Below are 21,346 nucleotides of genomic sequence, written 5' to 3'. Positions count from 1 at the left end.
GTAGACATTTCTTGCCAGTTCTAAATGCAGAGAGTAGTTGAAGAAATATCATTGAAAGCATGGCCTGCTTTTGAAACTATCAACCATCGTGGTTGGCTGATGCGTTTTGCTGATGGGTACACCAAGCGAGCAAATTCAGTGAGCGTTCTGGATCAAATTGGTTTAGACATTGAAGAAAAGATTACCTATTGCGAGTTGCAATATCGAGAGCGTAAACAAAAACCTATTTTCCGCTTGCTCTCATTCACCAAGTCAGAAGTGTTAGATGAGCGGCTAGCCACAAGGGGGTATCAACTAATTGAGCCATCCCTAGTTATGGGTCTAAGATTATCAGAGCGATCCCTTAATATTCTACCTACTATTAGTCAGGAAACTCTAAACGATTGGTTAGTTGCTTACCATAACTTGAAAGCTTTGGGAGAACAGCCATCAAATATTCATCGGATGATATTGACAGCAATAAAGTCAGAAACCTTGTTTGTCTCATTCAAACGAAATGAAGAAATTGTTGCCTGTGGGATAGGTATTTTAGAAAGCGGTTGTTTAGGCATTTTTGACCTTGTTACAAGTCCGTTGCAAAGACGACGTGGCTATGCAACAGCGATTATTCAGGGTTTGCTTCAATGGGGTATTGATAAAGGAGCTTACTTTTCTTACATACAGGTAGTGCAGGCGAATACTCCAGGTCGTAACTTATATGAAAAACTCGGCTATGAACCAATGTATAAGTATTGGTATCGAGTAGGCTATATCTAACAACAAGTAGAAGTTCTATTTCAATTAAAAAGTAGTATTTATACTAATCTGCAAAATACAGGGTTAAACCAGAGGCTTTGACTAATAATATAGGCAAAGCCTCTGAAGAACTAAGTTATCAGTAGGAAACTAGAACTCCACACCATGTTTCTTGGCAATTTCAGTAAGTTTCTCAGACTGATGTTGTGATGCTTTAGTCAAAAGTTCTTCAGCCTGTTCTGTAGTACTTCCCTCTTTAGGGATTAAGTACTTGACATAAAGGGATACAAAATCGGCTGCGATCGCTAAACCGGATAGAGCATGTTTGTCAGCTTCCTTCCCAGCGATCGCTGCTACTAGACCTGCTCTAATTGGGTCTGGTTTAACTTTCATAAACTGCTCGACAAGTTTAGGGATGTAGTCTGCTGGTGGCAAATTATCTAACTTACTTCTATCTGGAGTAAAGTTACATTCTGCGGCTTTGGCCTGCTCTAAAACACACCATTCTATGTATTCTTGCAATCCTGCATCGGGAACGCGAGGCAGATATTCGTGTAGCGCTAAATCAGACACAAGCTTACCCTGTAAATTTCTATTTTGTTGAAGTGAATTAAGCCAAGCCTAACGCACTGTTTCTATAAGTTTTAGTGTGTTACGCTACGAGTTTTGAATAAAATGGAATTGGGCATGGGGCATTGGACTCCCTGTGAGGCAAAATCTCAGTCGCTTTAGCGCTGAGAGTGTCAACAGGTTAAAAGAGTTGATGGAGCGATCGCCGAAATAGCAAATGCGATCGCCGATATAGCAAATGTAGTCGCCGAAATAGCAAATGCGATCGCCGATATAGCAAATGTAGTCGCCGAAATAGCAAATGCGATCGCCGAAGTAGCAAATGCGATCGCCGAAGTAGCAAATGTAGTTGCCGAAATAGCAAATGCGTAAGCGTAGTCAACCGTAGGCATCGCTGACCCAAAAAGAGAGCGATCGCAAGGTTGGTATGTTTACTTAGATCAAGTAAACGTGCTTTTTGTGGTTCGTTCATCGTCAATCGGCAAAACTAAGTATTTACATTTGATTAATTTCAAACACATAATTTTTAGTTCTGACAACAGGCAAACAACACCGTGGAGGAGATAACCCCAATCTTTCTGTTCGTTTATTTTACAGATATCTGCCATTGGTAAGCTGTGCCATTAGGCTGTAATGTAGACATTTAAAAATTATAAAGGTTATAATTTAGACTCTTTATACTGAAAAATTACTGTCATGAATGGCTCTCAAAGCTCTGAGAATTCAAGTATTGTTCCACAACAGACTGGAGCAAATATATCCCTTGATGATTTCAAGTCTCTCTTTTATCAACTTAATGCAAAGCCTGATACAGAGATCCGTTTACTTCTAGGTAAAAAGACTTTGGAACTAGCGGATATCATAAATATCAATGAACAAATACGAGCTAAACTCAGGAATCATGATCTAACTGCAAGTATCGGCTCAATTAATTTCATTCTCTCAAATAAAAAAATTAAGGACTACTCTACTTGGGCTGAATTTGAAAGAGAGAATTGGAACACTATTAATGAAAGAATTCAAACGGTTACGATACACTGGGATTTTGTAATTAAATTACCGGGCTATCAGATTCCTCAAAGACATTCGATAAAGTTAAGGCTTGGTAATTATATTCCACCTAAAGATATGTTTCAGCTAATTCTTACAAGTGATAACATTCAGGAGTTAATAGAGGCGCGATCTTCTAGTATCTGTAAAGTTGATTTTGTCAATAATATTATTGCAATCGAATTATTGAATGTCGTGATCAATTGGTATGAGGGTTTGAGAGATTCTCCTGAATCTAGCTTTGTTCAGAGGTTTTTCCAAAAGCAAGGGAAGTTCTTGAGCGAGATTATTCGTTACGCATCGCCTATCGTGCTTTTAATAATTGTATGCCAATACTCAAATTACTTGTTTCCTATTTTAGGAATCAAAGAAGAAATCTCAGTTGAAACACTACAGAATCTTTTCATATTTTTGGCAGCAATTTTTCTAACTGGGTTATTTTCAGGATTTAAAATTGAAAAATTTATAGACAAACGAGTAAATAAATTTGAGGAATATCCAAGCTTTTCTATTACACGAGGAGATGAAAAAGCTATAGAGGAGTTTGAAAATAATAATAAAAAATTGACTAGACAAATTGTTGGCAGAATTACTTGGATAATATTCAGTATATTAGTTTCTTCATCTTTGAAATTCATAATAGGTTACATGGTTTCTTGAGACAATAGTCTTTGATATTGTCAAACCTAACACTGCGGTACACTGTAGATAGCTGCACTATAAGAAGGATAAAGAATAGTGTCATGATCTCGACCAGAAAATTTATCATTGCTAACTTCTAAGGGCATAGCTGCAATTTGTGCCAGAATCTCTCTAGGAGTTTTGTTTTTAGGTTTAGCCTCAGTAGAAATCACAGTGACTTCAACACGAGTTCCTTCGGCTAAGGGAATCGTCTGTGATAGCCTGAGTACCCCTTGTTCATAAACAGCTTCTATAGTTATAGTCATAAACTTTTCCCTCATACCCTAGCTACTTCTAATCATGGCATAATATCTCATGTGGTAAAAAACAGCTAATGACTAAAACCAGTTATGAAATCTTACTTTAAGCAAATCTGTCACTAAAATATTGACATATTAATCTAGACGCGATCGCGTAATATGTAGGCAAAGAGTCGCCATCATGCCCTATGACAGTAACACCAACCCTAACAAAGCAGTATATTGAACAACGAGGTGAAGGTTACTGGATCGTACAGACGCGCATTTCCCTCGATTCAGTTGTGTATGCTTTCTTAAATGGAGAATCCCCAGAAAGCATTGCTCATGACTTCCCTTTGCTCTCGCTGGAGAAGGTTTATGGAGCCATAGCCTTCTATCTTGCTAACCGAGAGTTAGTTGATGCGTACTTAAAGGAAGGTGAAGCAGAGTTTGAGAAACTGCAACAGTCCTGTAGAGACAAGAATCCACTTCTGTATCAAAAGTTAAAAGCCGCTCAAACACAGAAGCAGAACAAGGTATGACATCAGTTCGATTTCAAGCAGATGCTGACCTTAAGCAAGCAATCGTAACTGGTGCAGTACGCAGACAACCAAATCTTGATTTTCAATCAGCCTATGCAGCAGGACTTGAAGGCAAGAAAGACTCAGAGGTATTGGCGATAGCAGCACAGAATAGCAGAGTTCTTATAACCCATGATCGTAAGACTATGCCTGCTGAATTTGGTCAGTTCATTATGTCACAAACTAGTTGTGGGGTTCTGGTTCTCTCTCAAAATCTCTCAATCAGTGAAGCCCTTGAAGCAGTCATCCTGGTTTGGGAAGTTTCTACCGCCGAGGAGTGGGTTAACCAAATAATGTCTATTCCATTCTGAGGAGCAACAGGAGAGTTCATAATATCTAACATGCTAAAAAATACAGCTAATGACTAACTGAAAAATAATTAGCCATTAGCTATTAGAAATTAACACCCTCTAAGCAGTGCGAAAACGCGCCAACTCTTCGCCTGTCTTCGCATCATGGGCGTGAACTGTACACACTAAACAAGAATCAAACGATCGCGCCACATGACCAACTTCCACCGGGTCGCTAGAATCGTAAATGGGTGTGCCAATTAAAGCTTCTTCAATGGGGCCGCGAATTCCTTCACCGTCACGAGGGCCAATATTCCATGTACCTGGGGCAATGACTTGGTAATTCTTAATCTTACCGCCCTCCACTTCTACCCAGTGAGACAAGGAACCGCGTGCTGCTTCTGTTGCACCCCAACCGTGACCATCTTTTTCTTTGGGTTTGATATACCAGGGGTCGTTTAATTTGAATTCGCGCAAACAGTGTTCGGCTTGCCGATATAACTTGACAATTTCGTGAAGTCGTGCAAGCTGACGCACATGGATACTAGCGCCACCCATCCGTTTGAAGACATCGAGGATAAAGCCGTCGTAGTGCTGCCAAGATTCACCATGTTTGCCACCTGCAACTAATTGCCGCGCTAAGGGGCCAACTTCCAAACGTCCGAAGTCTTTGTGCAGGACTGCACTCGACCAAGAGTAGGCGTTATCGAAATCTTTGGTATTATTCGCAGTGGGTTTAGTGGTGCGATCGCTAGGATGAATGTCTGCTGTTCCTTCATCGTACCAGGAGTGAGTTGTATTCTCGCGGGTAAATGACTGATCCATTAAGGTGTGAGTGTGTGCGAAGCTATCATACACTCCACTTTTCATGATCATCGCCGCATTTCGTCCTTCGATAGTCGGCTTTTGGTATTTATCTTCATGGGCTAAATATCCCCAAGTGACATATTTACCAACACCAGCACCATATCTATCTAGACCGATATCTAAACCCATGCGCCAATAAAAACCTAAGTCGGAATCTCGATGATTTCGGTTTTCATCCAGCCAATCCCTGAAGTCGTCATAAGTCTCGATTTGTTCATAGCGTTCTAAAGAACAACCCAACCACACTGGTTCTAACCAATTGGTGCGGAAATATTCTAGAATCGCCCAAGCGCGGGTAATGTCTGTTAAAGTGGGGGCGCACATCACGCCACCGGGAACCATGTAGCTAGAATGCGGCCATTGTCCGCCTAATAGTGCATAAATTTCTACGGGTTTAGCGGAAATTGTTATGCCTACTTCGTAAGATTTGCCAGTGAATGCAGCAAAGCGTCTCACAGCTTCTTGATAGAAACGGCTATTTCGGTATTTTTTATTGGTCAAGTCAATGGCAAATAGACCATAAAAATAGCGGGGGATGCTTTGAATTGTCTCGACAATTTGACCGAGATTTCTCGCCAAAATTGCATTGCGGGGAACTTCTGTTTCCCAAGCTGTATCTAATGCCCAAGATGCACAAGTCAGATGAGAACCGCCGCAAATGCCGCAAATGCGAGGTGTGACAATTAATCCGGCTTGGGGGTCTTTACCGCGGAGGATAACTTCAAATCCTCGGAAAAGTTCGGCATGTGTCCAGGCGTTGACTACCCGTCCATTATCAATGTCAACTCGGACATCTAAATCGCCTTCAACTCTACCGACGGGCGATATATCTAATGATTGAATTGCCATTCTCTTCTCCTGTTTTTGATAAGCACTTTAGTGCTTACTACGAACTAAACTGTAAAAAAGTAGTTTTGTCGGGTACGTTACGGACTTTTGTCCTAACGCACCTCAAATTTGAGATTGTGCGTTACGCTACGCGATAACACAACGCCAGTTGCTACAACGGATAGCGCAGCGTTAGCGAGTCATTGAGCGTCGGGAACCTCCCTTCGGGTTCGCCAGTCGCCTACGGCGGGAAACCCGCCTACAGCGCTGGACTCACCGCAACGCACTGGCTCCCCTACAAAATTTAATGACTAATGACCAATGACTAAACTGTGAAAAAGTCTTCTTCTGCCCAAGGTGGTGCGGCATCTTTGGCGATCATTGTGAGTAAAGCGTAGTCTTTTTTGTTCACCCCTGGCGGTAATTCTTTGGGAACTCCCATGACTGTTTGGGTTTTAAATACGGTTCCGGGTTTGAGGTCAAAGAACGGAAATTCTGGTTCTGTGCAACCTAAACAAGGCATTCCAGCGCGAGTTTTGGAAGAGACGCGGTTCCATAAGATGCGGTTGCAGGAGGAATGGGTCATGGGGCCGCGACAACCTAAGTCATAAAATAGGCATCCTTTACGCTGACCAAATTCGGCGGTTGATGCTTTGTAGGCAAAGTGGACGTTGCGGGTACAACCTGTTTGGGTATAGCTGTTGAAGAAGGTTTGAGGACGATTTAGTTCGTCAAAAGCAATGTCTGCTATGCGTCCAGTAGCGATCGCAACTAATATCTGCGTAATCCAGTCGGGATGGGCGGGACATCCAGGTATATTAATTACAGGTAATCCGGCTTTAGACAAGAAGTCTTTACCTAAAAAGCCGCCTTCTTGACGCTTGAGAAATTGCAAACCTTCCGATTCGGTGGGGTTGGGTGACATGGCGGGAATTCCTCCCCATGTGGCACAGTCTCCCACAGCTACGATAAAATGAGCAACTTTGGCGAGGTCTGCTAACCAATCTTTCATGGCGCGATCGGCAAACCGATTCCATTCGCCTGTGCCATTGGGGGCGTTAACAACACTGCCTTCAAATACCAAGATATCTAAAGGAATTGTGCCAGAAATGCAATCCCACAGCATTGTTTGCAAGTTGTTGCCTATTTCCAATCCCAAGGATGGATGCCAAAGTAAGTTGATGCCAAAGTCGGCAATTAAATCGCAGACTGTCGGTTCTTCGGCGTTGAGAAATGACATGGTGTTGCCTGAACAAGCACCACCCTGTAGCCATAGTACGTTAGTCATCAGCTAGGTGTTTTTCTATTGTTTAACATGCATGATGTAGGTGATAATGCTTGTAAAACCTCACCTGTTTATCAATATTTGTTTTTCAATTCTAAGATATTTTTTGATTTAATTCACTTTCATAAAAAAAGAATTAATCATTATTATTTTTAAGGGCTATATATGTTAAATGTATTACATATTTAATTAAAAAAAATATTAAAAATTAAATTGCTTTTTATTTTTCACTACTGACCTTAAACAACCTTGACGTGCCAAATGGATTGCGATTAAACTCTGGAATTATTAATAAAAATTATTATCAACTGCTAATCCGGGTGAGGTAATGAGTATTTTAAACCGTCAGATTTTAATGCAATAACTGAGTCAAATACAGTAAAATATCGGAGCGCAAAGTTTTGTGCCCCGATCTAGCAGTTTATTGTTTTAGGATTTCGGTTGTACAGCTTGCCTAACAACTTGTTCGTCCAAACCTAATGCTTGAGCTATCTGCTCAATACTTAAACCCAACCCTAATAACTGTGGTATCGTTTCTAACTTACCTTCTTGTTTACCCTCTTGTCTACCTTCTGCAAAAACATCTTGGTAAAATCTAGTTTGCTTTAACTCATTTGATCCAAACATTTTTCCTATCTCCTGCTGGCTCAATCGCGGCAACTTGTAGATTAATATCGTCTCTATCAATTGTATAATTTCCCTAATAGTAGCGACATCTAGAATTTGCTGTCGGGCACTGTTGACTATTTCAATAGCTCTTGTTGTCGCCGTTGATTCGGGTTCGATGATCAGTTTAACTGTCTCCATGCCGATTGATGATGCCGCAATTGAGCTTAATTCGTCAAGATAGACGCGAGTCACTCGTTGTGAGTTGAGTAATTCTGTATATCTTTCGGTATCTCCAGTATCAACGCTGTGGTTGGGGAAAATGACCACACCACGCCAATTGTTGGTTAATTCGGTTTTGTCAAGATAGTTAAAGATTTCAGTGAACAAACGTGAGTAGAATTTTTTGTCTGGTTGAAATTGCACTTCGGCAAAATAGATGGGTAGTTCTGCTGCATTTGGCAGGAAGACGCCATCGATTCTAAAAGCCAGTTGTTTGACTTCTACTGAAGAAAATTGGTAAGCACTAGCTAGTTGCGGCGGTTGGTTAATCAATTCAAAGAAAGTGCTGGGGATACTCTGAAAGATGCGATAGAAGATACTGTCTGTTTTCAAAGGAGCTAGTTTTACAGTTAATGAACATATTTTACACTTCGACGATCCCGTGGCGACTATTTGGAGTACACCAAATATATGTATGTCAACAATTCAATAAATAATATTGGAATTGTATTAGGTAATGATACAAAAAATATTTTAAAAATATTATGTGTTTAAAGCTGACATTAATATTAGCAATTTCCCCCTAGAATTTTATAAATAGGGTGTTTTATAGTATTTTATTGGGCATGGTATAGGACATTGGCTATAGGGGATTAAGTTTCTTCCCTAGTTCCTAGTCTTTAATCCTAGCCTCAGACAAAAAAGGGGAATTCCGCCTAAAGGACTCGAAGCCTGCGTAAATCAGTATGGCCCGTGATCAGATGCGTAAAGCGTGTCTTGATCATTCGTGGGCGTTGACAGATTCAATTCCCAATTGGCTAGAGTACGGCAGAGTTATGACCCCTAGCATTACAGATTCAGCGGTGAAGGCTGCGATCGCAGCTGTTGCATCGGAGTCAGCCTCAACAGAGGAAAAAATCCAGATGCTGATCGAGATAGCACAGGGCTTTCAAAAAAAGCCCAAAGCTGCCCAAGACTTGCGAAATGCAGTTGGGCTATATTACCGGGCCTATGAGATGTGTGGTGAGGAGTATCCCCTACTGAAAGCCAGGGCGCAAGTGGGCATGGCAGGGACGTTACAGGCAATACCGGATGCTGAATACCAACTGCTGCTGCAAGCGAAAGCAGGTTATGAAGAAGCTCTACCGATTTTACAACAATTAGCAACGCCTCAGGAAGTGGCAGAGACGCAGATGAATTTTGGGCTGGTGTTGCAGTCGCTTGTACCGTTCAATTTGGCACGGATAACTGACAGCATCCAAGCTTATCACGAGGCGTTGCGGGTGTTTACTTGGGACGATTACCCCCAAGAATACGCGATTTTATATAACAATATTGCGATCGCTTACCTTTCTATGCCCTTAGCATCGGAACGGGAATACTTACGTCAAGGGTTAGCAGTGCAATCATTTGAGGTGGCGCTGAAGCATATTAATTTGATTGACCATCCCAGAGAATATGCGATGTTGCAAAACAATTTAGGTAACGCTTTGCAATATTTAGTGAGTTCCCATGCTGTGGAGAATAATTTAAAGGCGATCGCAGCTTATGACGAAGCGCTAAAAGTCCGTAATCCCAAAGATACACCTCTAGAGTACGCTAACACAATTTCTAATAAAGCTAACGCCCTCTTCAACTTACCAGATGACCAGGAGAAACCAGAAGCTGGTAATCCAAAAAATCTTTTGCAAGCGCGTATCTACTATCAAGACGCTTTAGAAATATTTACGAAATCTGAACAAATGGAACAAGCAAAGGTAGTAGCCCTAGCGCTACAAGATGTGGAAGCAGAAATGAAAGGTTAGGAGTTATAAGTTATGGTTCTAGTTTAATTCCTAACTCCTAACTCTTCACTATTCACTTTAATCAAGAGGACAAAACAGCATGAGAGATATTTTTACCTCTTCAAATGTGATAAATTTTCTTACAAGTTTAGCAGATGGTGACCTGAACATAGCAACAGAATTCGTGTGGGTAATCATAGCAACAGCTTTATCCATGGTCGGCGGTGCAATTGGTGGAATGCTATTAGCTGGAAAAGATATAGGCTATCAGTTTTCAGCAATGCTTGGTGCATTATTTGCTCCTGCCGGTGTAATTCCCGCCATTATTTTAGGACTTGCTGTCTTAGATTTATTGACAAATTATTAGGAGAAAACATGTTCGAGATAGGGTGGTTTTCTGTCAAGTTATTTTTAAAAGGAAAGCTACTACGCGATCCAATATTTTTTGTCAAGCGAACTACTATTGGTATTGCTGTAGGTTTCTTACTACTAGTGTTACTCGCACAAGCCCCAATTCCCCTCTACTTCCCAATAATATTATCTAGCTTAGTGACAGGCATGATTATGCCATATCTCCTCAAGGATTTCAAAATGAAGTGAATTGTCCTTTGTGAATAATTAATGCCTAATACTTCGACATCGGCTCCATCGAGCGTTCGCGTAGCGTCTCGTAGAGAAGTCGAGATGCTCAGTACAAGTGCCCAATCACCAATGACCAATCTTGAAGAATTAGTCCAGGAAATTAACCGCTTTGAGGCAATTATATCCGAGTGGGATGAAAGCCAACGGTGTGTAGCAGTGGGTCTAAAAAGGGCAATTGAAGCTTTGCATAAAGCTGCATTGACTAGTTTGATTAAAAGCCTAAAACAAGAATCAATGTCAGCTTTACGTCATGCTGTTACTGATGAAATAGTGTATGCAGTGCTACTGTATCACGAATTAGTTAAACCACCAAAACCACCATTAGCACAACGTGTTGAGACCGCACTTGAAGAAGTTCGCCCAGGTTTAAAAAGCCATAATGGGGATGTAGAACTAATGGCAATTAAGCTACCAGATACAATAGAAGTTAGATTAATCGGAACTTGCAATAGTTGTCCGGCTTCTACTTTGACTTTATCTCAGGGAGTAGAACAGGCAATCAAAAACCATTGTCCCGAAATTACCAAAGTAGTTGCAGTCAATAACAACCCTACTGTTAATAACGTGAATTCTGGTTTAATCAGTCCATTTTCTTCAAAAATAACTTCTACCTGGATGAAAGTAGCGACTATTGATCAAGTTCCTGAATTTAGTGTATTGGCAGTACAAATTGCTGGGAATTTACTAATTTTACATCGTCAAGGTGTTACGGTAACATGTTACCGTAATGCTTGCACTCATCTAGGATCTCCCTTAGAAAAGGGTAAGGTTGAAAATGGTATTATTACCTGTCCTTCCCACGGATTTCAGTATAAGTTAGAGACAGGTGAATGCTTAACTGCACCTGATATTTCGCTTCGGTCGTATCCAGTACAGATTAAGGAGGATAAGGTTTTTGTAAAAATCTAAAAATCATCATGCGAAGCTAACATTTCAGCAAATATACTTGAGGATTAGGAAATCACGGCTAGATTGCTTTTTAATTTTAGTACTTCGCGCATTCCTTTTAGTGTTTTGTGGAAGTAAAAAGGGAGATTTGTTTCTCATTTGTGTAATTTAGTTATTCATTTTAGTGTTTTGAGAAAGCAAAAAGGTATATTGCTTTCTCAAAATGCCTGATTGCTTTTTCATTTTGGTGTTTTCCGCAAGCAAAAAGGTATATTGCTTTCTCAAAATGCCTGATTGCTTTCTCATTTCAGTAGATTTAGCAAGGATTTCGGTAGATTCAGCAAGCAAAAAGGCATATTGCTTTCTCAAAATGCTTGATTGCTTTCTCATTTCAGTACATCGCGCACTCATGACAAATATCGCTATGTAGCAAAAGCTACCGAAGATTTGCAAAAATATTTTAATATTGATTAATACGGAAGTTTTTTAAAGATTTTTACTTAATTTAAAAGAAAAATCTCATGCAAAATCGTTAGTGTTGTTACATGTTTATCAACATTAATGATTTTAAATAATTATTAGCGTCTATCTGCGGTTCATGGATATCCCAATCACAATTAATCCCCTATCACAATTACCGTCAGAAGCAACAGAAATTCCTCAAGATTTACCTCTATCACCTCAAGGTGCAGAGGTAATTTTAGGCAACATTATTGAACCACAAGAATTAGTGATACCTGTAGCGCCTAGTTCGACAACAATGTTTGGGCCTCGTGCTGCTTGTTTGGTATCAGAAGCTGGCCCCTTATGGGTATCAGATACGGGACATCATCGATTATTGGGATGGCAGAATTTACCCACGAGAGATAGTCAACCTGCTGATTGGGTAATTGGACAACCTGACTTTTATTATGAGGGACAAAATGCTAAAAGTACACCCGGAAGGGCAACCTTAAGTGTACCAACAGGGATTTGTGCTTGCGGCGAAGGATTAGCTGTAGCAGATGCTTGGAATCATCGGGTTTTGATTTGGAAAAACTTACCTGAAGATAACAATGTTCCAGCGGATTTTGTGTTAGGGCAAGTTAATTTTAGCGATAATGAACCAAATCGCGGAAATCAAGCAGCATCAGCCAATACAATGCACTGGCCCTATGGTGTTTTCTATTATCAAGAACGGCTATTTATTACTGACACTGGCAATCGAAGGCTATTAATTTGGCATCAATTGCCAACAGAAAATGGTCAACCCGCTGATTTAGTTTTGGGACAACCGGATATGATATCTCGCAATGAAAACGGCGGTGCTTCTCCCACCGCAGCGAGTATGCGTTGGTGTCACGATATCAACTTTTGGGGAGAGAATTTAGTTGTCAGCGATGCAGGTAATCACCGGGTAATGATTTGGCAGGAAATACCAACAGAAAATAATGCCCCTTGTGCAGTAGTTTTAGGACAAAAAAACTTTGATTTTGTGGAAATGAATCAAGGGCTTTATTATCCTAGTGCTAGTAGTTTGAGTATGCCTTATGGTGTGGGGGTGACTGGGGATTGGTTAGTAGTTGCAGATACTGCTAATTCCCGTTTGTTAGGATGGAGAAAACCAGAATCAATTTTCTCACTGCAAGGTGTAATGGCAAATGGGTTGGCAGGACAAACAAGTTTTCAAAGTAAAGGTGAAAATCGTAATTTCGGACTACCTAAACGAGATAGCTTAAATTGGTGTTACGGAATAAAAATTTGTGGCAATACAGCGATAATAGCTGATTCTGGAAATAACCGAATATTGCTGTGGCAGTTTAACTATGCCAACTGAAGAAATTAGAGTTTGTGGTACTGTTCAAGGAGTAGGATTTCGCCCTACTGTATATCGTCTTGCTAAAGCCTGCGGTTTGCAGGGAGATGTTTGTAATGATGGTCAAGGTGTTTTAATTAGAGTATCTGGTAGTGAGGAAGCAATAACCAAATTTGTTAGCAGATTGCAAACAGAATGTCCACCGTTGGCAAAAATTAATCAACTAACAAGAATTATTTATGAACGTGAATTAAAATTTGATAATTTTGTGATTTCTACTAGTGTCAGTAATGCCATTAAAACAGAAATTACCCCTGATGCAGCCACTTGTCCGCAATGTCAACAAGAAATATTCGACCCCTTTAGCCGCTTTTATCGTTACCCCTTTACTAACTGCACTCATTGCGGCCCCCGCCTGAGTATTATTCGTGCCATTCCTTACGACAGATGCAATACCAGTATGTCTGCGTTTGCCATGTGTTCAGAATGTGCAAAGGAATACCACGATGTCGAAAACCGCCGTTTTCACGCCCAACCTGTAGCTTGTTATGCTTGTGGCCCTACAGCTTGGTTAGAACGCGCCGATGGTAAATCAGTTACTGCTTCCATGTTCTCCATGCTGGATGATGTCGATGCTGTTTGTACCCTGTTGCAAAAAGGTGAGATTGTGGGAATTAAAGGGTTAGGTGGTATTCATCTGGCTTGCGATGCGACTCAGGAAACCGTTGTACAAAAACTGCGTCAGCGCAAAAGGCGCTATCACAAACCCTTTGCTTTAATGGCGCGAGATATTGAGATAATTGAAGAATACTGCACTGTCAACGCCAAAGAAAAAGAATTATTGACAAGTCCTGCTGCACCAATTGTTTTACTACAAGCGACAGGTAAAAAAGTAGTAGCACCATCGATAGCATCGGGGCAAAATACCCTCGGTTTCATGCTACCATATACGCCCTTACATCATTTAATTCTGCGGCGGATGAATCGCCCAATTGTTTTAACAAGTGGCAATCTTGCTGATGAACCACAATGTATTGATAATGATGAAGCAAAAGAAAAATTAGGGACAATCGCTGATTATTTTCTCTTTCATAATCGAGAGATTATTAATCGGGTAGATGATTCAGTTATGCGGGTTATCGATGATAAAGCTCAAACAATTCGCCGTGCCAGAGGATATGCACCAGCACCGATTAGTTTACCATTAGGATTTCAGAATGTGCCGCAAATCTTAGCAATGGGTAGTGAATTAAAAAATACCTTTTGCCTATTGCGTGAAGGAAAAGCAGTTCTTTCTCAACATCTGGGAGATTTAGAAAATGGTGCAGCTTTCAATGCTTACCAAGACACTTTGAATTTATACTTAAATTTATTTGAACATCAACCAGAAGCAATTGCCATTGATAAACACCCCGAATACCTCTCCAGCAAACTTGGTAAAGAACTAGCAGATACAAATCAAATCAAAATTTACCAAATCCAACATCATCACGCGCATATCGCTGCTTGCATGGCAGAAAATAGTATTCCTCTAAATTCACCTCCGGTATTAGGTATCGCTTTAGATGGTTTAGGTTACGGTGATGATGGTACACTCTGGGGCGGAGAATTTCTTTTAGCTGATTACCGAAAATTTCAGCGACTAGCAACATTTAAACCAGTAGCAATGATTGGTGGTAAACAAGCAATTTATCAGCCTTGGCGTAATACCTATGCTCAATTAATATCTGCTAACCTTTGGAATGATTGTCAACAACAATATAGTGATTTAGAAATAGTAAAATTTTTGCATAAAAAACCACTAAAGCTACTCAATCAACTTATGGAGAAAGGGATTAACTCACCTCCAGCTTCCTCCGTGGGACGGTTGTTCGATGCAGTTGCAGCGGCTATCGGTATTTATAGAGATGAATGTAGCTATGAAGGACAAGCTGCGATCGCAATGGAAGCTATAGTAGATGTTAGCAGCTTAAATAATCATAAAGAAACGCTAATATATCCTTTTAATTTTATCTTTTCAGATAGTATTTATTGTATAGACCCGCGCCCAATGTGGCAAGCTTTACTCGATGACTTACAGCAGAAAATTCCACAACCAGTTATGGCTGCAAAATTTCACAAAGGTTTAGCTAATGCGATTGTGGAAATGGTTAAGCATCTTTGTCAAGAAAATATGATTAATCAGGTTGTCCTAACAGGAGGAGTATTTCAAAATTGTATATTATTAGAGCAAGTTACCAAACGATTACAAACCTTGGGAATAAAAGTACTTACTCATAGCTTAGTTCCAGCTAATGACGGCGGGTTATCTTTAGGACAAGCAGTTATTGCAGCTGCACAATTAATACATGAGTATTGATATTTGACAAACTGTTTCCTCAGAAATAATTTCCTCTGCGTTTTCTGCGCCTCAGTAATTCGTTTCTCTTAAAAAATAAAAATGTGCTTAGGAATCCCCGGACAAATTATAGAAATTACCAACGTTAACCATAAATTAGCCATCGTTAACATTGCTGGTGTTAAGCGCGAAGTAAATATTGCTTGTATCGTAGATGAACAACATCCTCCCGAAGCCTGTATTGGGGATTGGGTGCTAGTGCATGTTGGCTTTGCCATGAATCGAATTAACGAACAAGAAGCCGCAGAAACATTACAACTCTTGCAAGAATTAGCAGCAGCACAAGCAGGGATTAGTACTTAACTTAACAAACCGCAGAGGCGCAGAGAAGCCAGTGCGTTGGGCGGGTTCCCCGACTTGAAGCAACTGGCGCGGCACAGAGAGAAGAAAGAAATACTTAACTGTGCTGTATTGACATAAAACTTACTATTCGCTAATCCTTATGAAATATGTTGACGAATTCCGCGAACCTGAAAAAGCTGAAGCCTTACGCTGCGAAATCGCCAAATTATGCCAGCAGCTAGAAAAACCCATTAAAATTATGGAAGTATGCGGCGGGCATACCCACTCTATATTTAAATATGGTATCGAAGAAATTTTACCCCAAGCCATTGAACTAATTCATGGGCCTGGTTGTCCAGTATGCGTAATGCCAAAAGGGAGATTAGATGATGCGATCGCAATCTCCCAAAATCATAACGTCATCTTTGCCACCTTTGGCGACGCTATGCGAGTTCCTGGTTCCAATACCACTTTACTGCAAGCTAGGGCACAAGGTGCAGACATCCGTATGGTGTACTCTCCCCTAGACAGCCTGCAAATTGCTAGAGATAACCCCGACAAAGAAGTAGTCTTCTTCGCCTTAGGCTTTGAAACCACAGCCCCCAGCACCGCCTTCACCATTTTGCAAGCCGCAGCCGAAAAAATTCATAACTTTAGTATGTTTTGCAATCACGTCCTCGTGATTCCCGCCCTCAAAGCACTATTAGATAATCCTGATTTGCAACTGGATGGATTTGTTGGCCCTGGCCATGTCAGCATGGTAATTGGCACTGACCCTTATGAATTTATTTCCCAACAATATAATAAGCCAATAGTCGTCTCAGGATTTGAACCCTTAGATATTCTCCAATCAATTTGGATGCTATTGCAACAGCTAGTAAAAAATCGTTGTGAAGTTGAAAATCAATATAACCGAATTGTCCAAAAAAGCGGGAATACAGTAGCACTACAAGCGATAAATAAAGTTTTCGCCGTGCGAGATAGTTTTGATTGGCGTGGCTTAGGTGATATTCCCTATTCAGGATTACAAATTCAACCGGAATATGCCCAATTTGATGCCGAACTTAAATTTACCGTTCCTAATCTCAAAGTAGCTGACCATAAAGCTTGTAAATGTGGAGAAATCCTCAAAGGAGTCTTAAAGCCTTGGGAGTGCAAAGTATTCGGTACAGCTTGCACACCAGAAACACCCATTGGTACTTGCATGGTATCTTCCGAAGGTGCTTGTGCAGCCTATTACAAATATGGGCGACTTTCTACGATTGCTAAAAAAACAATTGCTGAAAAACCAAAGGTAACTATAACTCAAGAACCTCTCCCCGCCTGCGGCTTCTCTTAAATACTCTTTAAAATTTATTCTAAAATGAATTTATCCTCAACTAACCAAGCACAAAATTCCTTGTTTCAAAAAATGGAACAAGTCCGCCGTCACCAAGGTAAAGTGCGAGATACTCATATAACTCTCGCACACGGCAGCGGTGGGAAAGCCATGCGTGATTTAATTGATGATATCTTCGTCAGCAGTTTTGATAATCCAATTCTCTCACAATTAGAAGACCAAGCTAGCTTGAATTTAGCCAGTCTCATGCAACAAGGAGACAGACTAGCTTTTACTACAGATTCTTATGTTGTAGACCCGTTATTTTTTCCCGGTAGTGATATAGGAGAATTAGCTATCAACGGCACAGTTAATGATTTAGCTGTCAGCGGTGCTAAACCTTTATATTTAACTTGTAGCGTAATTTTAGAAGAAGGGCTGCCCGTAGAAACCTTGCGGCGTGTCGCAGCCAGTATGAAAGCAGCCGCGAAAAAAGCTGGTGTTCAAATTGTCACTGGGGACACAAAAGTTGTACATCGCGGTGCTGCCGATAAACTCTTTATTAATACTGCTGGTATTGGTATCATCCCGCGAGGAGTTAGTATTTCTGCAAATAATATTAAACCTGGAGATGCAGTAATAATTAATGGTGAAATAGGCAATCATGGAGCAGCAATTTTAATTGCCCGTGGGGAATTAGCCTTAGAAACTAATATTGAAAGTGACTGTCAACCATTGCATAGTTTAGTAGAAACTATTCTCCATACATGTCCCCAAGTTCATGCTATGCGAGATGCTACACGCGGCGGTTTAGCTACAGTCTTAAATGAATTTGCCCTCAGTTCAAATGTGGGAATTCGTCTCTATGAAGAATCTATTCCAGTGCGTGAACAAGTCAATGGAGTTTGCGAAATTCTCGGTTTAGACCCATTGTATTTAGCTAATGAAGGTAAGTTAGTTGTAGTGGCACCAAAAAAGAATGCTGACAATATTTTATCCGCTATGAAATTACACCCAGCCGCAAAAGATGCTTGTATTATTGGCGAAGTTATTTCTTCACCCCCAGGTATCGTATTGTTAAAAACAGTTTTTGGTGCTGAAAGAATTATTGATATGTTGGTAGGCGACCAATTGCCACGAATTTGTTAATCTTTTGATAGTATGCACGAACTTGGAATTACCCAAAATATTGTAGCAATTGTAGCTGAACACGCCAAAGGCGCAAAAGTGCAACGAGTTTTATTAGAAATTGGTAAACTTTCAGCCATTATGCCCGACGCTATCCGATTTTGTTTTGATATTTGCACTCAAGGCACAGTTTTAGCAGGGGCGACATTAGAAATTTTGGAAATCCCTGGCTTAGGGCGATGTCGCCAATGCGGTACAGAAATTTATTTAGATAAACCATTTGGTATCTGTAACTGCGGTAGCGTGCAATTAGATTTAATTACTGGTGAAGAACTGAAAATTAAAGAAATAGAAATAGAGGAATTATGTGTGTAGCTTGCGGTTGTTCTGATGATGGGGAAACCAAAATTACCAATCTGGAAACAGGTGAAGCTGAACATAATCATCATCATCATACTCACACTTTACCAGATGGTACTGTCATCAATCATTCTCACAATCACGACACTCATATAGAAGCATCTCAAATTCATGCCAAAATACACAACACAACGATATCCTTAGAAGAGGATATTTTGGTAAAAAATAATTTGATAGCAGCCCAAAATCGGGGATGGTTTAAAGGTCGAAATATTCTCGCTCTAAATTTAATGAGTTCTCCCGGTGCTGGGAAAACAACTCTTTTAACACGAACCATTAATAACTTAAAGCATCAATTATCTATCAGTGTGATTGAAGGCGATCAAGAAACGGCTAATGATGCCAAAAAAATTAAAGAAACAGGCTCTAAAGTCATCCAAATAAACACCGGAACAGGCTGTCATTTAGATGCATCAATGATAAATAGGGGTTTACAACAACTGAATCCGCCGCTGAACTCAGTTGTGATGATTGAAAATGTGGGAAATTTGGTTTGTCCAGCCTTATTTGATTTAGGAGAAAATGCAAAAGTCGTGATTCTCTCGGTCACGGAGGGAGAAGATAAGCCGATAAAATACCCGCATATGTTCCGTGCTAGTGACATCATGATTCTCACTAAAATTGATTTGCTGCCTTACGTACAATTTGATGTTCAAAAGTGCATAGAATATGCTAAACAAGTAAATCCTCAAATTCAGATTTTTCAAGTTTCCGCAACTACTGGTGCTGGGTTGGAGAATTGGTATAAATGGCTATCTGAAAAGGTCGCAGACTTATTAATACTGTTTCCTGTCTAACTGCTAAAGCGATCGCCCCATATCCCACTGTCATGAGAAACTATCATAATTAGTAAAATAATGGGATATGAGCCTTCAATGATTTCACGAATCTGTGTCGTTTCAAACTTCCGCACTACTTGACTCAACAATGGAAAAATTGGGTAAAAACTTACACCCAGAAGTGAAAAATAATTTCTGGGTGTAAGTTTGTGGGCTTGAAATTATGAACTTGTCAGACTAATTTTTCCAAAATTTTAGACAAGCTGAATGTCCAAACTAACCGCAAAATTAGCAGGCTTATTCTCAAGAGTGGCAAATTGAGTTCTTTAGAATAGCACCAGTAGCATCATTGTAGCTGAAACCACTGAAGTCACTAATACCAAATCCAATTTTAGAAATCTGGAATACAGAACTTACCCATTGACAAAATAAACAAAAAGTGTATTAAGTAAAAAGGGTAAAATAGGCGATCGCTGGGGCTTTAAAAGGCGGATAATTACTGCTGTTTCTATAAGTCAATACGCTTGGAACGATAAGCGATCGCGGAACTTGTGAGAAATGCCGCTATACTGAGATCGTATTTGCTAAACGGTTTATCTCACGGTAAACACTTAATGAATTTCTACTTTTCCTACAGAACTTCAATATACTACGGATATAAGATCTGAGAAATCAACAGAAGCTTACAACTAACTGCGGATTGCTATATCACAAGATCAAAGTTGATGAGGCTGAAACACAAATCAAAGAGGAGACAGAATGAGTCACAATGCTCCTGGACAAATATCTACTCGTTTAGAATATATTGATGGGTTAAAAGTTATCATGCTCCTCTGCGTGGTGTTCTGTCACTTATCCGAGTATTTAGGAATAAAATATGATCACTTTTGGCAGTTTTTTTGGGCTACATCTGGAGCTACAGGAGTTTCTGGTTTCATTATCTTGTCGGGGTTCGGTTTGACCTACAGTAGGTTAGTTCGCAACGTGACTAATTTCCAACTGTTACCTTTTTTTTACAAGCGTTTTTTGAGGATAGTTCCACTTTATTATTTAGCTTTATTTACTTACTTATTAATTGTAAATTTAATCTCGCCATCAAATTTTTTCACTCATATTTTTCTTGTCCACACATTCTACAAAGATTATTCTCACAATCCAGGAAGCTTATGGTTTATTGGGCTAATTGTACAATGCTACTTGGTTTTTCCATTAGCTTATAAAATCATGTGTCAGAAGAGAGGATTATTTTTTTTGGGCATTGCATCTGTATTACTCTATAGTTTAGGGTTAATACTCGATCACGAGAGTTTCTATGTGCGTGAATCTTTTATGAGTTTTGGCATTCAATTTTTTCTAGGAATGAATATGGCTTGGCATGCCTATAGAGGAGAAATTAAACGATACTCATCGCCCATAGTCCTTATATTTGCAATTACTGAATTAGGTTTATTTTTTATCTCTGTTAATACATCTTTGCTTTTTAGATTACCCAATTACATCTCATTTCCGGTATTAACACTGAGCCAAATCAGCTTCTTTTTTATTACTTTAAATATCCTACTAATTAGTAAAAATCGTTTTCAGCATTTTCAGAAATTCGCTCCTATTTTATATGCAATGAGTCTAGCCTCATATTCAGCATATTTATTTCATCGCCCTATTTTGACAGTACTGACTAAAGGTTCTGCCTGGAATTGGGTAATTTCTCAGGAATTTTCAGGGTCACAGAGATTTATCATTTTATCTATAGTTAGTATCCCATTAGTTTTCCTGATTGGCCATTGGATTCAAAAAGCTTATGACAGCGGTTGCGTGGAAGCAAAAGGCACGTAGGCAAGCTTTTTTTTAGCTCAGACTCCAATTCCAATCAGCGTCATACTTTTAAGTTTTGGCATGGTAAAAATTAGCCTTTATGAACTAACTAAGTTTAAAGCTTTAATCACAGAAATATCTCATGG

24 protein-coding genes are annotated in these 21,346 nt (G+C 39.9%); 16 read left to right on the top strand and 8 right to left on the bottom strand.

Features of this window, described 5'->3' with window-relative positions:
• Positions 1-24 precede the first annotated feature (24 nt).
• Complete coding sequence (locus V7K85_RS03810; RefSeq protein WP_334811323.1) at positions 25-756, top strand: GNAT family N-acetyltransferase; 732 nt, start codon at positions 25-27, stop codon at positions 754-756.
• A gap of 129 nt (positions 757-885) precedes the next feature.
• Here the strand turns inward: V7K85_RS03810 and V7K85_RS03805 are convergent, their stop codons facing one another.
• Positions 886-1,308, bottom strand: coding sequence for a hypothetical protein (locus tag V7K85_RS03805; RefSeq protein WP_334811322.1), 423 nt, complete (start codon positions 1,306-1,308; stop codon positions 886-888).
• Between the two features lie 170 nt (positions 1,309-1,478).
• Positions 1,479-1,697, bottom strand: a complete 219-nt coding sequence (locus V7K85_RS03800) for a hypothetical protein (RefSeq protein ID WP_334811321.1) — start codon at positions 1,695-1,697, stop codon at positions 1,479-1,481.
• A 304-nt stretch (positions 1,698-2,001) separates the two neighbouring features.
• On the opposite strand from V7K85_RS03800, the gene V7K85_RS03795 reads away from it, so the two are divergent.
• Positions 2,002-3,015 carry a hypothetical protein gene (locus V7K85_RS03795; RefSeq protein ID WP_334811320.1) on the top strand — a complete coding sequence of 338 codons (1,014 nt, stop codon included), beginning with the start codon at positions 2,002-2,004 and terminating at the stop codon, positions 3,013-3,015.
• Positions 3,016-3,041: 26 nt separating this feature from the next.
• On the opposite strand, the gene V7K85_RS03790 is transcribed toward V7K85_RS03795, so the two are convergent.
• Positions 3,042-3,302, bottom strand: a complete 261-nt coding sequence (locus tag V7K85_RS03790; RefSeq protein WP_334811319.1) for an antitoxin family protein — start codon at positions 3,300-3,302, stop codon at positions 3,042-3,044.
• 182 nt (positions 3,303-3,484) lie between these two features.
• Here V7K85_RS03790 and V7K85_RS03785 point away from each other — a divergent pair, with 182 nt between their 5' ends.
• Together V7K85_RS03785 and V7K85_RS03780 are read left to right on the top strand one after the other, a co-directional pair.
• Positions 3,485-3,817 (top strand): DUF433 domain-containing protein, encoded by a 333-nt coding sequence (locus V7K85_RS03785; protein WP_298918554.1) that lies wholly within the window; start codon positions 3,485-3,487, stop codon positions 3,815-3,817.
• A complete protein-coding gene (locus V7K85_RS03780; protein ID WP_334811318.1) occupies positions 3,814-4,167 on the top strand; it encodes a DUF5615 family PIN-like protein in 354 nt (117 codons plus the stop codon). Before V7K85_RS03785 ends, V7K85_RS03780 begins: the two co-directional genes overlap by 4 nt.
• Before the next feature lie 99 nt (positions 4,168-4,266).
• On the opposite strand, the gene V7K85_RS03775 is transcribed toward V7K85_RS03780, so the two are convergent.
• The 3 genes from V7K85_RS03775 to V7K85_RS03765 all read right to left on the bottom strand — a co-directional run bounded on the left by V7K85_RS03775 (position 4,267) and on the right by V7K85_RS03765 (position 8,347).
• Positions 4,267-5,862, bottom strand: coding sequence for a nickel-dependent hydrogenase large subunit (locus tag V7K85_RS03775; protein ID WP_334811317.1), 1,596 nt, complete (start codon positions 5,860-5,862; stop codon positions 4,267-4,269).
• Between the two features lie 304 nt (positions 5,863-6,166).
• On the bottom strand, positions 6,167-7,129 hold the full coding sequence (locus V7K85_RS03770) for a hydrogenase small subunit (RefSeq protein WP_334811316.1): 963 nt from the start codon (positions 7,127-7,129) through the stop codon (positions 6,167-6,169).
• A gap of 426 nt (positions 7,130-7,555) precedes the next feature.
• The gene (locus tag V7K85_RS03765; RefSeq protein WP_334811315.1) at positions 7,556-8,347 is read right to left on the bottom strand and encodes an Rpn family recombination-promoting nuclease/putative transposase; all 792 of its coding nucleotides are present in this window, start codon (positions 8,345-8,347) and stop codon (positions 7,556-7,558) included.
• 443 nt (positions 8,348-8,790) lie between these two features.
• On the opposite strand from V7K85_RS03765, the gene V7K85_RS03760 reads away from it, so the two are divergent.
• From V7K85_RS03760 to V7K85_RS03745, 4 genes are all read left to right on the top strand, one after another.
• Positions 8,791-9,759, top strand: coding sequence for a hypothetical protein (locus V7K85_RS03760; RefSeq protein ID WP_334811425.1), 969 nt, complete (start codon positions 8,791-8,793; stop codon positions 9,757-9,759).
• 79 nt (positions 9,760-9,838) lie between these two features.
• Positions 9,839-10,105 carry a hypothetical protein gene (locus V7K85_RS03755; protein ID WP_334811314.1) on the top strand — a complete coding sequence of 89 codons (267 nt, stop codon included), beginning with the start codon at positions 9,839-9,841 and terminating at the stop codon, positions 10,103-10,105.
• 8 nt (positions 10,106-10,113) lie between these two features.
• A complete protein-coding gene (locus V7K85_RS03750) occupies positions 10,114-10,338 on the top strand; it encodes a hypothetical protein (protein WP_334811313.1) in 225 nt (74 codons plus the stop codon).
• 111 nt (positions 10,339-10,449) lie between these two features.
• Complete coding sequence (locus tag V7K85_RS03745) at positions 10,450-11,289, top strand: NifU family protein (protein ID WP_334811424.1); 840 nt, start codon at positions 10,450-10,452, stop codon at positions 11,287-11,289.
• A gap of 147 nt (positions 11,290-11,436) precedes the next feature.
• Here V7K85_RS03745 and V7K85_RS03740 read toward each other — a convergent pair whose 3' ends face one another.
• On the bottom strand, positions 11,437-11,658 hold the full coding sequence (locus tag V7K85_RS03740; protein WP_334811312.1) for a hypothetical protein: 222 nt from the start codon (positions 11,656-11,658) through the stop codon (positions 11,437-11,439).
• 208 nt (positions 11,659-11,866) lie between these two features.
• Here V7K85_RS03740 and V7K85_RS03735 point away from each other — a divergent pair, with 208 nt between their 5' ends.
• From V7K85_RS03735 to hypB, 7 genes are all read left to right on the top strand, one after another.
• Positions 11,867-13,084, top strand: a complete 1,218-nt coding sequence (locus V7K85_RS03735; RefSeq protein ID WP_334811311.1) for a hypothetical protein — start codon at positions 11,867-11,869, stop codon at positions 13,082-13,084.
• The gene (gene hypF / locus V7K85_RS03730; RefSeq protein WP_334811310.1) at positions 13,074-15,422 is read left to right on the top strand and encodes a carbamoyltransferase HypF; all 2,349 of its coding nucleotides are present in this window, start codon (positions 13,074-13,076) and stop codon (positions 15,420-15,422) included. The genes V7K85_RS03735 and hypF overlap by 11 nt, the downstream gene beginning before the upstream one ends.
• A gap of 81 nt (positions 15,423-15,503) precedes the next feature.
• Complete coding sequence (locus V7K85_RS03725; protein ID WP_334811308.1) at positions 15,504-15,764, top strand: HypC/HybG/HupF family hydrogenase formation chaperone; 261 nt, start codon at positions 15,504-15,506, stop codon at positions 15,762-15,764.
• Positions 15,765-15,903: 139 nt separating this feature from the next.
• Positions 15,904-17,082, top strand: coding sequence for a hydrogenase formation protein HypD (hypD, locus tag V7K85_RS03720; protein ID WP_334811307.1), 1,179 nt, complete (start codon positions 15,904-15,906; stop codon positions 17,080-17,082).
• 24 nt (positions 17,083-17,106) lie between these two features.
• Entirely contained in the window at positions 17,107-18,210 is a 1,104-nt protein-coding gene (gene hypE, locus V7K85_RS03715) for a hydrogenase expression/formation protein HypE (protein WP_334811306.1), read from the top strand.
• Positions 18,211-18,222: 12 nt separating this feature from the next.
• Positions 18,223-18,564 (top strand): hydrogenase maturation nickel metallochaperone HypA, encoded by a 342-nt coding sequence (gene hypA, locus V7K85_RS03710; RefSeq protein WP_334811305.1) that lies wholly within the window; start codon positions 18,223-18,225, stop codon positions 18,562-18,564.
• The gene (hypB, locus tag V7K85_RS03705; RefSeq protein ID WP_334811304.1) at positions 18,555-19,406 is read left to right on the top strand and encodes a hydrogenase nickel incorporation protein HypB; all 852 of its coding nucleotides are present in this window, start codon (positions 18,555-18,557) and stop codon (positions 19,404-19,406) included. Before hypA ends, hypB begins: the two co-directional genes overlap by 10 nt.
• Here the strand turns inward: hypB and V7K85_RS03700 are convergent.
• On the bottom strand, positions 19,403-19,537 hold the full coding sequence (locus V7K85_RS03700) for a hypothetical protein (protein WP_334811303.1): 135 nt from the start codon (positions 19,535-19,537) through the stop codon (positions 19,403-19,405). The genes hypB and V7K85_RS03700 overlap by 4 nt on opposite strands.
• 610 nt (positions 19,538-20,147) lie before the next feature.
• Between V7K85_RS03700 and V7K85_RS03695 the strand changes: the two genes are divergently transcribed.
• Positions 20,148-21,221 carry an acyltransferase family protein gene (locus V7K85_RS03695; RefSeq protein ID WP_334811302.1) on the top strand — a complete coding sequence of 358 codons (1,074 nt, stop codon included), beginning with the start codon at positions 20,148-20,150 and terminating at the stop codon, positions 21,219-21,221.
• The last annotated feature ends 125 nt before the right edge of the window (positions 21,222-21,346 follow it).

Origin of the sequence: Nostoc sp., assembly GCF_036917615.1 — a bacterium.
GTDB lineage: Bacteria > Cyanobacteriota > Cyanobacteriia > Cyanobacteriales > Nostocaceae > Nostoc.
This window is presented reverse-complemented; position numbering and strand designations above follow the sequence as displayed.